Origin of the sequence: Microbulbifer sp. THAF38 (assembly GCF_009363535.1) — a bacterium.
Classification (GTDB): Bacteria; Pseudomonadota; Gammaproteobacteria; order Pseudomonadales; family Cellvibrionaceae; genus Microbulbifer.
In genome coordinates this window covers 1,591,310-1,604,349 of the sequence record NZ_CP045369.1, presented here as the reverse complement: position 1 = coordinate 1,604,349, position 13,040 = coordinate 1,591,310, and the positions used below count along the sequence as shown (strand labels likewise).

11 protein-coding genes are annotated in these 13,040 nt (G+C 53.3%); 4 read left to right on the top strand and 7 right to left on the bottom strand.

All coding sequences use genetic code 11. The features are described 5' to 3' along the window. Positions 1–124 precede the first annotated feature (124 nt). The gene (locus FIU95_RS06835) at positions 125–358 is read left to right on the top strand and encodes a hypothetical protein (protein WP_152452734.1); all 234 of its coding nucleotides are present in this window, start codon (positions 125–127) and stop codon (positions 356–358) included. Here the strand turns inward: FIU95_RS06835 and FIU95_RS06830 are convergent. The 5 genes from FIU95_RS06830 to FIU95_RS06810 form a co-directional block, all read right to left on the bottom strand. Then, on the bottom strand, positions 355–1,740 hold the full coding sequence (locus tag FIU95_RS06830) for a glutamine synthetase family protein (protein ID WP_152452732.1): 1,386 nt from the start codon (positions 1,738–1,740) through the stop codon (positions 355–357). The two genes, FIU95_RS06835 and FIU95_RS06830, sit on opposite strands and share 4 nt — an antisense overlap. A gap of 121 nt (positions 1,741–1,861) precedes the next feature. Beyond that, a complete protein-coding gene (locus FIU95_RS06825) occupies positions 1,862–3,211 on the bottom strand; it encodes an aspartate aminotransferase family protein (protein WP_152452730.1) in 1,350 nt (449 codons plus the stop codon). A gap of 338 nt (positions 3,212–3,549) precedes the next feature. Then, positions 3,550–4,221, bottom strand: a complete 672-nt coding sequence (locus FIU95_RS06820; protein ID WP_152452728.1) for a GntR family transcriptional regulator — start codon at positions 4,219–4,221, stop codon at positions 3,550–3,552. Further along, entirely contained in the window at positions 4,218–5,324 is a 1,107-nt protein-coding gene (locus FIU95_RS06815; RefSeq protein WP_152452726.1) for a hypothetical protein, read from the bottom strand. Before FIU95_RS06815 ends, FIU95_RS06820 begins: the two co-directional genes overlap by 4 nt. Before the next feature lie 59 nt (positions 5,325–5,383). Then, positions 5,384–5,824: a VOC family protein gene (locus tag FIU95_RS06810; RefSeq protein WP_152452724.1), complete on the bottom strand. Its 441-nt coding sequence runs from the start codon at positions 5,822–5,824 to the stop codon at positions 5,384–5,386. 75 nt (positions 5,825–5,899) lie between these two features. Here FIU95_RS06810 and FIU95_RS06805 point away from each other — a divergent pair, with 75 nt between their 5' ends. Continuing rightward, positions 5,900–7,072 carry an aminotransferase class V-fold PLP-dependent enzyme gene (locus FIU95_RS06805; protein ID WP_152452722.1) on the top strand — a complete coding sequence of 391 codons (1,173 nt, stop codon included), beginning with the start codon at positions 5,900–5,902 and terminating at the stop codon, positions 7,070–7,072. A 143-nt stretch (positions 7,073–7,215) separates the two neighbouring features. Continuing rightward, positions 7,216–7,926: an SIMPL domain-containing protein gene (locus tag FIU95_RS06800; RefSeq protein ID WP_152452720.1), complete on the top strand. Its 711-nt coding sequence runs from the start codon at positions 7,216–7,218 to the stop codon at positions 7,924–7,926. Between the two features lie 59 nt (positions 7,927–7,985). Here the strand turns inward: FIU95_RS06800 and FIU95_RS06795 are convergent, their stop codons facing one another. After that, positions 7,986–9,347: an amidohydrolase family protein gene (locus FIU95_RS06795; RefSeq protein WP_152452718.1), complete on the bottom strand. Its 1,362-nt coding sequence runs from the start codon at positions 9,345–9,347 to the stop codon at positions 7,986–7,988. A 90-nt stretch (positions 9,348–9,437) separates the two neighbouring features. On the opposite strand from FIU95_RS06795, the gene FIU95_RS06790 reads away from it, so the two are divergent. Further along, the gene (locus FIU95_RS06790) at positions 9,438–10,049 is read left to right on the top strand and encodes a glutathione S-transferase family protein (protein WP_152452716.1); all 612 of its coding nucleotides are present in this window, start codon (positions 9,438–9,440) and stop codon (positions 10,047–10,049) included. A gap of 140 nt (positions 10,050–10,189) precedes the next feature. On the opposite strand, the gene FIU95_RS06785 is transcribed toward FIU95_RS06790, so the two are convergent. Then, a complete protein-coding gene (locus tag FIU95_RS06785; protein ID WP_172975338.1) occupies positions 10,190–13,006 on the bottom strand; it encodes a pitrilysin family protein in 2,817 nt (938 codons plus the stop codon). Positions 13,007–13,040: the final 34 nt, after the last annotated feature.

Genomic DNA, 13,040 nt, shown 5'->3' with positions numbered 1-13,040 from the left:
CAAACCCCCTATTCTGCGCATAATCCACTCAAAATACCGCACCTCAAAAAACTGTGACGGATTATTTACCTGACAGTAACGCCTAAGTTTCGCCACCTGAAACAGATTAGGCGCCAAAAGAAAGGTGGCATTAGTTTTTTCAGAGGAAGAGCTAACCAAAAGCGAGCCTGATTATTTTTTTGGCAAAAAAATGCCCGCCAATGGCGGGCCAGGTTTCTCGAACACACTTTCAGGAGGAGAGTTTCAAGCACGTTACGCACTTAAATTTAGGTATAGCAGAGTATTGCCACTCTCCAGAGCCCCTGTCGCAAAAGCCGTTCAGTATTTATACGCCGGTAGTCAACAGGCCAAAAATTAAACCCGATGCAAGTAACTTTGATATTCCACATCGGTAACTCGGGCGCCAATTTCTGCCATCTCCTGGCGCTTCAGCAGCAAGAAAAGCTCGACAAACCGAGGGTCGAGGTACTCGCGCCACAAGACACTTCTATCAAAGCGCTTGAGTGCCCCACTCCAGGTGTTGATCAGCTGCTCGCTTTGCACCTGATAGGCATCACCTTCCACCGGTTCAGGCGCTTCCAACTGGTTCTCAATACCATGGCAGACACCAGCCAAAATACCCGCCAAAACCAAATAGGGGTTCACATCCGCACCAGCGATGCGGTGCTCGATACGACGGGCTTCTGGATTGCTGGCGGGAACACGCAGTGTTGTGGTGCGGTTATCGTAGCCCCAGCACAGGTTTAGCGGGGCATGAGAGCTTTCCTGGAAACGGCGGTAAGAGTTGCTGTGCGGCGCGAAAAAGGCCATCGCATCATTGGCTGTTGCCAGCATACCCGCGGCTGCCTGACGCAACAGCTCGGAGCCCTCCTCACTGCCATCATCGAAAACATTTTTACCACTGCTATCAATCAAACTTAAGTGCACATGCATCCCATTGCCAGCCTGATCCCCAAAGGGTTTGGCCATAGTGCTCACACGGAAGCCATGGCTTCGCGCTACGCCTTTCAGTAAGCGTTTAAATAGCAGTGTCTGGTCGGCTACTTTGACCGGATCGGCACTGTGCAGCAGATTGATTTCAAATTGACCGGGTGCACACTCTGAAAGTACCGAGTCAGCGGGAATGCCCTGGGCCTCGCAGGCGGCGCGTACATCGGCAAAAAAGTGGCGCTGCGCATTCAGTTCAGACAGATCGTATACATCCGTAGAGGGCACCAGCTCGGCATCATTGTCACTAACCGGACGCGGGCGCGCTAAATGGTCAACATCATCGCGCAGCAGGTAAAACTCCAATTCGGTGGCACAAACCGCGGTGTAGCCAAGCTTCTGCAGGCGATCCACCACCCGCTGCAGCTGGGCGCGCGGATCGGCATAAAGTAGGGAACCATCCGCCTCGTGCAACTGCATATGCAGTTGTGCCGTCTCCTCCCGGTGCCAGGGCGCCAGGCTGATGGGCGATACCGGCAGGCAGACACCATCACTGTCACCACTGGCGAACACCAGGGGACTATCCTCGATATCCCGCCCCCAGATATCCAGGCTAACGGCGCTGCGCGGCATTTGCAGGCTCCCCTTGAGCAGCTTCTCCGCCGCTTCAGCAGGCAGCCATTTACCGCGGGGGACGCCATTGATGTCGAACATAAAGCCTTCGATCCACTTTAGGTCCGGGTGCTCTGCCAGGAATTTGCGCGACTGCTCCAGCAGCTCTGGCTGGGCAGTAAATTCTTTTTCTTGTGACATAAGTTGCCTGAGGTAGTCCTGTCAAACCGCAGAAGCGGCCCAGGGCTGCCACCTTATCCGCCGTTGGCGAATTATGTGTGACAGCCTTGCGCCGCTTCCAATAAGGGGCGAAACCCCGAGTTTACGCTAGAGCTTTAGCGGTGTCGTCTAGTGCGCGATGCGCTTTTTCCACCAACTCATCCACCTGCTCGGTGGTGATAATCAGCGGTGGGGCAATCACCATGGCATCGCCGACAGCACGCATCACCAAACCGTGTTTGATAGTCAGATCGCGGCATACCGCGCCGGCGGTACAGTCGTCGTCGAAACGGGCGCGGCTGGCCTTGTCCTTGACCAGTTCCAAAGCGCCGACCATACCCAGGCTGCGCGCCTCACCGACAATTGGGTGTTCGGCCAGCTCAGCCCAGCGCTTGGCCAAATAGGGGCCGGTTACATCGCGCACATTCTCGATAATTTTTTCGTTGCGCAGGATGTTGATAGTCGCCAAGCCTGCCATACAGGCCGCGGGGTGTGCAGAGTAGGTATAGCCGTGAGTGAATTCACCGCCCTTGCTCTTGATCACATCCGCAACGCGATCACCCACCATAGTACCGCCCAGAGGGAAGTAACCATTGGTCACCGCTTTGGCGAAAGTCATCAGGTCGGGCTTGAGGCCGTAGTAATCGGCGCCGAACCATTCACCGGTGCGACCGAAACCAAAGATCACCTCGTCCATCACCAACAGGATGTCGTACTGATCCAGGACTTTCTTCACTTCTGGCCAGTAGGTTTCCGGCGGAATGACCACACCACCGGCGCCCTGGATGGGTTCGGCAATAAAGGCGGCCACTTTCTCAGGACCCAGCTCCTGGATTTTTTCATCGAGGCTGCGCGCGGCCTGGATACCGAACTCCTCTGGAGACAGTTCACCGCCCTCTGCAAACCAGTAGGGCTGCTGCACGTGTTCAATGTAATCCAGCGGCTGGAACTGTTTGTGCATGCCGCTCATGCCACCCAGGCTGGCGCCGGCGATGGTGGAGCCGTGGTAACCATTCTTGCGGGAAATCACAATGCGCTTCTCGGGCTTGTCCTGTAAGTCCCAGAAACGGCGGATCAGACGTAAATTGGTGTCATTCGCCTCGGAACCAGAGCCGGTGAAGAATACATTGCTCATATTGGCGGGGGTCACTTCTGCCAGAGCGTCTGCCAATTCAATGGACGGCACGGTAGTGCACTGGAAGAAGCTGTTGTAGAACGGCAGAGTATTCAGCTGCTCATAGATAGCGTCACTGATTTCCTTGCGGCTGTAACCCAGGTTGCAGCACCACAGACCGGACATGCCATCCAGCATGCGATTGCCATCGATATCGGTGATATAAGCGCCCTCGGCACTGGTGATCACACGGGTACCCTGTTGCCCCAGATCGTTGAAGTCGGTAAAGGGGTGCAGCAGGTGCTCGCGATCGTGTTGTTGCAGCTCACTTTTGTTCATATTTCGCTCCTGGCTTTTGCTCGGGGGCTCTCTACAGCACCGGACTGAATCCGCTTGGGTGTTGAACGAGACCTCCCGCAAATTGATCACCTGCCCACCAGAGCCCGTTTACGAGCACGGCCGGGCGGCATATTGCTTCCAACATTTGTGATCACATTCTAGTAGCGAGACTAACGGAAGCGCAAGATCTATCTATGCCTCTGGGTAACGATAGAGTCCAGAGTGCCAATTACCCTTGGCGAGAAGAAAATCTAGAGGTCAAATCACAACGGCGAGAGCCCTCCCATCAGGGATAGTGAGAAGGCTTTTCTAATGGTTTATGGGAATAACTAGAACGGTTAAAGTAGTTCTTCTGCGGAAATGGAACCGAGTCCTTCCTCAATATCCTGGCGGATCGCCAAGCGCACTCGCGCCACATTGCCATCGGCTATCGCATCCAGCAGGTCCTCGTGACGATCCGGCAACTCTTGTACACCGAAGCGCTGGAATACCAGGTGCTGAAGGGGAGCAGTTTGCAGCCAAAGGCTCTCAATCAACGAGAGAATGATATGAGGGTGTCCCAAGCGGTAAAGGGTAAAGTGAAAATCGAGATTGGCCGTCACATATTCCTCAATATTCTTCTCTTTGAGCGCGCTAGTGACACGGGCATCCAGCTGACGCAGCTGCTCGAGAGCCCCCTGCCCCACAAAGGGCAGGGCCTGCTCTGCGGCCTGACACTCCAGCGCAACCCGCGCCGCACAAATCTCCGCAAGCTTTTCCGGGGTCATAGTGGGCACTGTGACACGGCGGGTGTCGGACAACTCCAATGCCCGCTCTGAGGTGAGGCGCCGCAAGGCCTCACGAACGGGCATAGGACTGCAGTTCAGCTCCGCCGCCAACCCTCGGATAGTGATCGGATGGCCCGGCAAAAACTTGCCGCGTAAAATGGCATCACGCACCTGAAAGTAGACCCGCTCCTGGGTGGTGCGAAACGCCTCCTGAGGAGGGTTAAACTCCGGTGCCATATTCATGCGGCCCCAACCTGCTGCAATTTATGCGGCAAGTCATCGGACCCCACCTCAATAAGGTGATCCGCCACCCGACCCGTCTGCCAGATTTCATAAAAATCATCTGCCACCTGCCGACTCATCTCCACCACTTTTTTCCAGTAATTCACGCGTTCATCTGTGCTCAATTTATAAAAGTCATTACGGTCAGGGATTTTGCCAAATGGCAGCTTTTCGACAAATTTAGGCGATGGCGCAATCAGTAGTGTCGATGCCATGGCATCGCCGCGCACACGCCGCCAGGACAAGCCCTTATCGAACCAACCCGGCACCATAAACGGGAAAAAATGCGGATAGAGCACTAAGCCGGGAGGATGGTTGAATCGAAGATCAAAATGGTAATCGGTGATTCCCCCGTCGCGATAATTGCCCAAAGGCGCACCAGCGGGGTTGCGCACGCCCGCCATTACCAGTGGGATAGAACCGCTGGCAAGCACCGCCGCGCAGACGTTTTCACGATTGAGGGGAGAGTTCACCGTACTCAAATTCCCAAACGCCACCGCGGGCTGTGCCTGAGAGTGGAACACTACCCGCTCCCAAAAGGCCTTCAAGCTGTGTCTGGAGAAGGCATTAGCCAACGCAGAAGTGAAAAGTGCCGGAGCCAGCAGAGCCCGCTTTTCACTGGCCAGGGGCCCGCGCCCGCGCGCTGTAACGAAGTGACTGTGCCACAAGGGGTTCTCTACCACTTCACTCGCGCCATTTTCCCCCAAAACTTCCAGCAGAATCGCCTCCCCCGCCGCGGTAATCTCCGCTGGGGTAGGCCTGGCGGTGCCGTAGCTCTGGTGGATATAACCGTATTCCAAGCGCTCCAGTGCCGCCAGAGGTTCCTCCATGGCGTAACACATATTGCGGAAACTGCCGATGGAAGAGCCCAGTGTCGCAATAGGCTCGCGACGATCCTTGAAAAAGGCGCCCATGAGAACCCGATCCAGCTGGCTGATAACCAGCCACTTGGGACCTCCAGAGGCGCCGACCAGGGTGGAGAACTGCCCCTGGTGCAATCCCTCCTCGCGAACCCTGCGCGCCGCAACAGCGCCGGCCAGTAAAATACAACTGCGGTTCTTCACATAATTTCCTTACAAATCAGCCTAAAGCCAAGGTTTAATGGGAGCTTCCTTAGGGAAAATTACCATTCGCCGGTATTCTCCATCGACTTCCAGGGCTCCTTGGGCTCCAGAGGCTCACCATTTTGCAGCAGTTCAATCGATATGCCATCCGGCGAGCGGAAAAAGGCCATATGACCATCGCGAGGGGGGCGATTGATGGTGATTCCCGCGTCCATCATTCGCTGACAAACCGCATAGATATCATTTACTCCATAGGCCAGATGGCCAAAATTACGCCCACCACTGTAGGACTCAGGGTCCCAATTGTATGTGAGCTCCAGCGTGGGGGCTTTCTTCTCGCGGGCACTATCAACATCCTCTGGTGCCGCAAGGTACACCAAAGTGAAACGCCCCTTGTCATAATCGTTGCGATTCACCACCTGCAAGCCCAATTTCTCACAGTAAAATTTTAAGGATTCTTCCAGGTTGGCCACGCGGACCATTGTGTGCAGGTATCTCACCCTCTACTCCTTCCTATTGCCAAGCTTTACAATCGGGGAATAATAAATAATTCAGCTTCGCCCGGCGAAAAGCAAATGTATAAAAAATTCTATCGTGCGTTTTCTCAAGCACCCAGCGGCAGCCCATCCTCCATGCTGCACATGGCCTGCCACTCGCATCATTACTGGCCCGACGTGACACTGGAGGCGGTCCAGCAATACTGGCAGGATGCAGCGCTACTCGCCGATGACAAGTGGGGACCTATTTTCCAGGAAAAAATACCCGCCTGGCAAAGTGCTGTCGCGCGCGCACTAAACCTTCCCGACGCTTCTCAAATAGCTATTGCCCCCAATACCCACGAACTTGTCTATCGACTACTCAGTGCCTTCCCTATCGATAAGCCTCTGCAGATCCTCACCACCGATGGAGAATTTTACAGCTTCACCCGCCAGTTACAGCGGCTGGAGGAATTACCCAACATACAGGTAACCCGTATCCCCAAACACCCCTTCTCCACCCTGGCAGAGCGTTTCGAGAGAGAGCTGCATACCGGTAACTACCAGCTGGCTTATGCCAGCCTAGTATTTTTCGACTCTGGCGTGGTTTTCCCCGAATTGATTCGCATCGCCGAACGAAAGCCAACCCAAGCCCAGTTTGTTATCGACGGATACCATGGGTTTTTCGCTCGTCCAATCGACCTGAGCTCTATTGCCGATAAAGCCTTTTTCACCGCCGGCTCCTATAAATACCTGGGCGCTGGCGAGGGAATGTGCTTTATGAGCATCCCCCGCCACTGCACTCTGCGCCCTCTAAACACCGGCTGGTTTGCAGAAATAGCAGAGCTGGAAAATTGTAGCGGCAGTGTCAGCTATGGGGACAACTGGCTGAGGTTTGCCGGAGCCACCATGGATTATTCCTGCCTGTACAAAGGCTTGGCGATTTTTGAGCTGTTTCGCCGCGAGGGCATTACTGTGGAAAAAATCCACAACTATGTCCTCGCTGCACAACAGCGATTCCTGCGCACCATGGATAGCGCCGGCCACCCTTTTCTCAATCGTGAGCATTTAATCCATCACGACCTGGAGCATGGTCATGGACATTTCTTCACTTTTGATTGTCACAGCGCAGAGAATGCAGAGAAATTACAAAGTGAATTAAAAGCCCGCGCCGTCCTTTGCGACCGGAGACAGCAGTTGCTGCGATTGGGGTTTGCCATCTACCACGACCGCGAAGAAACATACCAACAGGTTTTTGGTTCTTACGAATAAGAAAGGAGGAAAGGATTTGCACCGTTATAACCAACCCGCTGGATCCGGTATCCTCAGCTGAGGTTCAGATAAGCTTAGATAATATTTTTGACGCCAAGTGCATTGCTATATCGCCAACCCATAGCGATAGATAAGGAAAAACCATGAAGTTAGTAAAATTTTCGACCATTACACTACTCGCCCTGATACTTAGCGCCTGTGATAACGGGCAGACAGCCTCGCAGCGTGGCACCCTGGTATCTATCGCAGCCCAGGGCGAGACCAGCCAGGCCCCCGATGTTGCCAACTTGTCTGTAGGTGTGGTGACAGAAGCGGACGATAGCAAAAAAGCGATGCAAGATAACGCAGAGCAAATGGACTCTCTGATGAAGGCGATTAAAAAAGCCGGCATTGCCAAGAAGGATATTCAAACCAGCGGCGTTAGCCTCTCCCCCCGTTACCACTACCAGAGAGATCAGAAACCCAAAATCGTCGGTTACACCGCGCGCAATACCGTCAACATCAAAGTGCGTGAGCTGGATAAACTGGGAACCGTGTTGGACGACCTCACCGCCGCCGGTGCCAACCAGATTAACGGACCCAGCTTTGAGATTGGTGAGCCGGGACCGGTAAAAGCCGAAGCCCGTGAGAAAGCCCTGATCGATGCCCAGGAGCGAGCAACGATTTATGCCAAAGCGCTGGGTATGAAAGTTCGCCGGATCGTCAGCATCTCTGAACAGGGCAGTGGCGGTATGCCCCGTCCGATGATGATGCGCGGCCAGATGGAGTCAATGAAAGACAGCGCCTCAACGCCAATTGCACCCGGTGAAACCACTGTGTCGGTGAACCTGGACCTGGTCTTCGAATTGGAATAATCAGTAGCTTTTTACCGGCTCCGCAATTTTTTGCGGCGCCGGTACCCTAGACACCACCGTCAGCCATTCTCCTCATGCTCCAGAAATACCTCCACGGCCGGCTCACTGGGGTATTTGAAAATCTTGCCTTCCTTCATCACAAACTGCACTCGTTGCAATTCGGAGATATCCTCCAGAGGATTGCCCGCGACTGCAATAATATCTGCGAGCTTGCCCTCACTGATACTGCCAAGCTCATCTTGGATTTGTAGCAATTGTGCGGCATTCCAGGTTGCAGAGCGAATAGCATCAGCAGGAGTCATACCGCCCTGCACCATCAAAGCAAATTCCCTCGCATTCTCCCCGTGCCGGGTCACGCCGGTATCGGTCCCAAAAGCAATTTTAACTCCGCGTTTATAGGCCTTGGAAAAAGTCTCCTGCATCAAAGGCCCCATGGTGGCAGCCTTGGGGCGCACTATTTCCGGCAAAAAGCCATCGATCGCAGATTTCTCGGTTACCCACTCCCCAGCCATCAGGGTCGGAACAAACCAGGTGTTGTTGCGGCGCATTAAGTCCATCACCTCTTCATCCATATAAGTACCATGCTCAATGGAATCCACGCCGGCGCGAATAGCCCGAATCATGCCTTCCTTACCATGAGCGTGTACCGCTACGGTAAAACCATAATCCTTGGCGGTGGAGACAATTGCCTCCAACTCATCTTGCATAAATTGTGGATTTTGCCCACTTTTCGCAACGCTCAATACTCCGCCGGTCGCGGTGATTTTGATCAGATCGGCACCATCCTTATAGCGCTGGCGAATCGCCTTACGCGCAGAAATAGGCCCATCCACAACGCCATCAGCCGGGCCGGGATTTCCCACCAGATCATGGCGACGGCCATTAGTGGGGTCGGCGTGACCACCCGTGGTTGCAATGGATTTTCCCGCAGTGTAAATCCTCGGGCCTTCAATAGTGCCGGCCTCAATCGCATGGCGCAGACTGACGGTGACATTATCGTGATCACCCAAATTACGAATGGTAGTAAAACCCGCCTGCAGAGTACGGTTAGCCGCATCGACACCGCGAAGGGTGAAGTCTGCCGCATTCCAGGTATAGGATTCCATGTAAGCGCGAGGACCAAACTCATAGGTCAGGTGGCTATGCATATCCATCAGCCCAGGAAGCACAGTGAAATTGCGCAAATCAATGAGAATTTCACTCTCCCGCTTGGCAAATCCTTTTTGCACCGACTCGATACGACCATCCACGATATGAATGGTACGGTTCTCTAACAATTTACCATTGCTGCTATTGAAGAGTTTGCCCGCATAGATGGCCATTTCCTCAGCCGAAACTTGCTGACAAAACAGGCCTACAAAAACAGCCAAGGCCGTGACAGTGCGGCGAAAGAAGCAGTCTCTCTTGGAACTTGTTGTCATTGTCCTCACCAGTAAGTCTCTTTTAGATTTGTTGTGTTTTTATGGAAAGTTGCTCAATTTAACGCAATCACCAAGGCGAGAGAAAGCCCTATGAAAATCTATGAGTTTGCAAGCGCTCCCAATTGTCGTCGAGTTCGCATGTATCTTGCGGAAAAAAGCATCGAAGTGGAATTTTCCCATGTAGATATCGCCAAGGGCGAAAACCTCAGCCCCGAATATCGCAGCAAAGATATCAACAAAAAAGTCCCTTTATTAGAATTGGATGATGGCACTTATATCTCAGAATCTGTAGCCATCCAGCGTTACTTCGAAGAACTACACCCAGAACCGGCACTGTTTGGCCGCGATGCAAAAGAAAAAGCGCTGGTGGAAATGTGGAATCGCCGTGCCGACTTCAACTTAATGTTCCCAGTGGGCATGTGCTTCCAACATGTATCAGGCTTTTTCAAAGACCGCATGAATGTCTACCCGGAGTTTGGCGAGGATTCCGGTAAGCGCGCAATAAAGTTTATGGGCATCCTCAATGATCACTTCTCGGATCATGAATATCTGGCAGGTGACTATTTTTCTGTAGCGGATATCAGCATGGTTTGCAGCCTGGATTTTGGTAAAGTGCAAAACCTACGCCCGGATGCCGAAAAGCACCCCCACCTGATACGCTGGCGTGAGCAACTCAAGCAACGCCCGAGCTTTAAAGCCTAAAGTGAGTTTGACAGGTCCTAGCCGCAAGACCTGATGTGATCTAGCTCTATAGCCACGTAAAGAGCCAGCAGACACCACACAAAAAAATGCCCCGATTCACAAGAGAGCGGGGCATTTTTTATGCAACAATAATTTTTTTATTAATCTTTAGCGGGTAAAACCTCCACCGGGCCGATATCCAGGGCTTCAACCTCTCCTTTAATCTTGTCCAGATCACCAACAATGACCCAGGTAAATTGATCTGGAGCGAGAAACTCCTGTGCCGAGGCCTCAACCTGCTCTTTCTTCAGCGCCGCAACCCGCTGGGGATATTCGGCGATGTAATCTTCTGGCAATCCTTTTTCCACCTGCCAGTTTATACTGGAGAGCAGCTGCCCCTTGGTTTGGAAACGAGCGCTCTGTTTAAGCACTTCATCGTTTCGGTAGTCCTCCAGCTCCTTTTCTGTGATCGGCCGATCAGCCAAATATTCTCGATATTCTTTGATCAACTCTTGGATTGCAGGGGCCGTTTTATCGGTCTGAACCGGGGCAAATAGAATGTAAGGTCGCTGGCCTTCGGTATCCATGGAAACCGCACGGGCACCATAAGACCAATGCTTATCCTCGCGCAGATTCATATTTACCCGGGAGGTAAACTTGCCGGCAATCGTATTTGCCATTGCCTCAAAGGCTTCCGCCCCCTTTGGCTGCCAGGGCGGCATCACCAGCCCGGCCATAATATAACTCTGCTGAGCGCCGGGGCGGTCCAGGAGATAAACCCTGGCCTTTTCAGGGCGCGTCACCTTGGCCACTTCAATCTTTGGTAGCGCCTGCTTAGGAGCCTTCCAGCCACCCAGAGTTTCATTCAGCAGCGGCTCAATCTCTTTTTCTGTCACGTCACCAACGATGGTGAGCGTGGCGTTATCCGGGCGCACCCAGGTCTTTTGGAAGTTCACCAGGTCTTCGCGAGTGATCGACTTAATGCCCTCAGGTGTGCCTGAGCCGGTCAAAGGGGCACCGTAAGGATGCTCGCTACCAAAGAGCAGTGGCGGTAACTCGCGCAGAGCCAGCCCTTGCGGCTGCGCCTTTTCCTGGGCAATGGCATCCAAGCGATTGGACTTTACCCGCTCGAGATCGGATTCAGGGAAGCGGGGCTCTGTCACCACCTTGGCAAATAGCTCCAGGGAGGGTTTCAGTTGCGACTTGAGAGCACTCATGCTGATAGAGTTGTAATCCAGACCGCTACCTCCTCCGATACTAACTCCCAGTTCCTCGGCCCTGGCACTGAACTCGAGGCTGTCCAGGTTTCCGGCGCCTTCATTCAGCATCTGTGCGGCCACTGAAGCGAGTCCGGGTTTGTTTTTATCTGCGGAGGCGCCACTGCGAAACTGCAAATTCATCAGTACAACTGGTGTATCGTGGCGCTCAGCCAGAACCACCCGGAGTCCATTTTTTAGAGTGAAATTCTGCTGTTTGGGCAATTCCAGCTCTACATTTTTATCGACCTCCGGCAGCTTACTGCGATCCGCACCCACTGTTGCCGCGGTGTACTGCTGCTGGGGCTCGATAATCAAGGTATAAGAGTCATCCTTAAGCCACTGCTCGGCGACGTCCTGCACCTCGCGGGCTGAAACCTTGGCATAGTCTTCGACGCCTTTCAGCAATGCGCCGGGATCATCGTAATAAAATTCCGAGCGGGCCAGAATATCGCTTTTCCCCCCAAAACCACCGGTTTTTTCCAGGCCTTTAACCAGGTCGGCAAACTCGCCCTGCTTTACCCGGCGCAGCTCTTCTGCACTGACGCCGTTTTTGGCAAATTGCTGCAATTCCTTATTTAAAAGTTTTTCAACTCTATCGACAGACTGACCCGGTTTTACATCCACCACAATAATCAGCTGCCCAGCCAACTGGCGGCCGTAGTAAAAAGCACTCACACTGGTGGCCACTTTTTCATCTCGAACCAAGCGGCGATATAGCAGAGAGTTTTTGCGGTTTGCCAGCAGGGAAGTCATCAACTCCAGCGCATGCTCTTCCTCGCTGCCCACTGCCGGCACATTCCAGACCTTATAAATACGGGTTTGCGGCACCTGATCGTATACGACCTCCCGTTTTTTCACCTGGGAAGGCAACTCCCAGTTTTTGATGCGAGGTTGCACCTTGGTACTGGGAATATCCGCGAAATATTTGCGCGCTTTGGCCATCGCTTCATCGACGCTGATATCACCGGCGATCACCAAGGTGGCGTTGGCCGGTTGATAGTGATCCGCAAACCACTTTTTAACGTCTTCGAGACTGGCATTGTCCAGGTCTTCCATAGAGCCGATAGGCGTCCATGAATAGGGGTGATCCGCCGGGAAGGTACTTTTGGCAATGATGTCGAAAGCCTTACCGTAGGGCGCATTTTCACCCTGGCGCTTCTCGTTTTTTACCACCCCGCGCTGCTCATCGAGTACTTCCTGGGTGATGGCGCCCTGGAAATGACCCATCCGGTCAGACTCCATCCATAGGGCCATATCCAGAGCACCCTTGGGGACGGTGGCAAAGTAATTGGTACGGTCGTTACTAGTGGTGCCGTTCATATCGGTGGCACCGGAGCGCTGGAAAGGTTCGAAGTATTCACCGGGGTAGTTCTCACTACCGTTGAACATCAAGTGTTCAAACAGGTGCGCAAAGCCGGTTTTACCTTTCGGCTCGTCTTTGGAACCCACTTTGTACCAGATATTGGTAGAGACAACCGGAGCCTTGCGATCCTCGTGCACAATCACAGTCAGTCCGTTGGGGAGAACTTCCTTGTGAAACGGGATATCCAGTTGAGGGGGCGGTACGAAAGCTTTCTTATCAATAGCCGCATTTTTACTACTTGCAGCGGCTTCCTTGTCCACAGAAAGAGCGTGGGGCGTATTGTCCGTAGACTGGTCACAGCCGGCGAGACCGGCAGTAGCGATAACGATACTGAAGAACACTGGACGCAAGTCCATATTGTCACTCCCTAGTAATAACCGCGGATTCAGG

Excerpts from the sequence above, each read along its gene's own strand:
- FIU95_RS06830 (WP_152452732.1), bottom strand. The coding sequence starts at position 1,740 with ATGTCACAAGAAAAAGAATTTACTGCCCAGCCAGAGCTGCTGGAGCAG.
- FIU95_RS06825 (WP_152452730.1), bottom strand. The coding sequence starts at position 3,211 with ATGAACAAAAGTGAGCTGCAACAACACGATCGCGAGCACCTGCTGCAC.
- FIU95_RS06820 (WP_152452728.1), bottom strand. The coding sequence starts at position 4,221 with ATGAATATGGCACCGGAGTTTAACCCTCCTCAGGAGGCGTTTCGCACC.
- FIU95_RS06805 (WP_152452722.1), top strand. The coding sequence starts at position 5,900 with ATGTATAAAAAATTCTATCGTGCGTTTTCTCAAGCACCCAGCGGCAGC.
- FIU95_RS06800 (WP_152452720.1), top strand. The coding sequence starts at position 7,216 with ATGAAGTTAGTAAAATTTTCGACCATTACACTACTCGCCCTGATACTT.
- FIU95_RS06795 (WP_152452718.1), bottom strand. The coding sequence starts at position 9,347 with ATGACAACAAGTTCCAAGAGAGACTGCTTCTTTCGCCGCACTGTCACG.
- FIU95_RS06790 (WP_152452716.1), top strand. The coding sequence starts at position 9,438 with ATGAAAATCTATGAGTTTGCAAGCGCTCCCAATTGTCGTCGAGTTCGC.
- FIU95_RS06785 (WP_172975338.1), bottom strand. The coding sequence starts at position 13,006 with ATGGACTTGCGTCCAGTGTTCTTCAGTATCGTTATCGCTACTGCCGGT.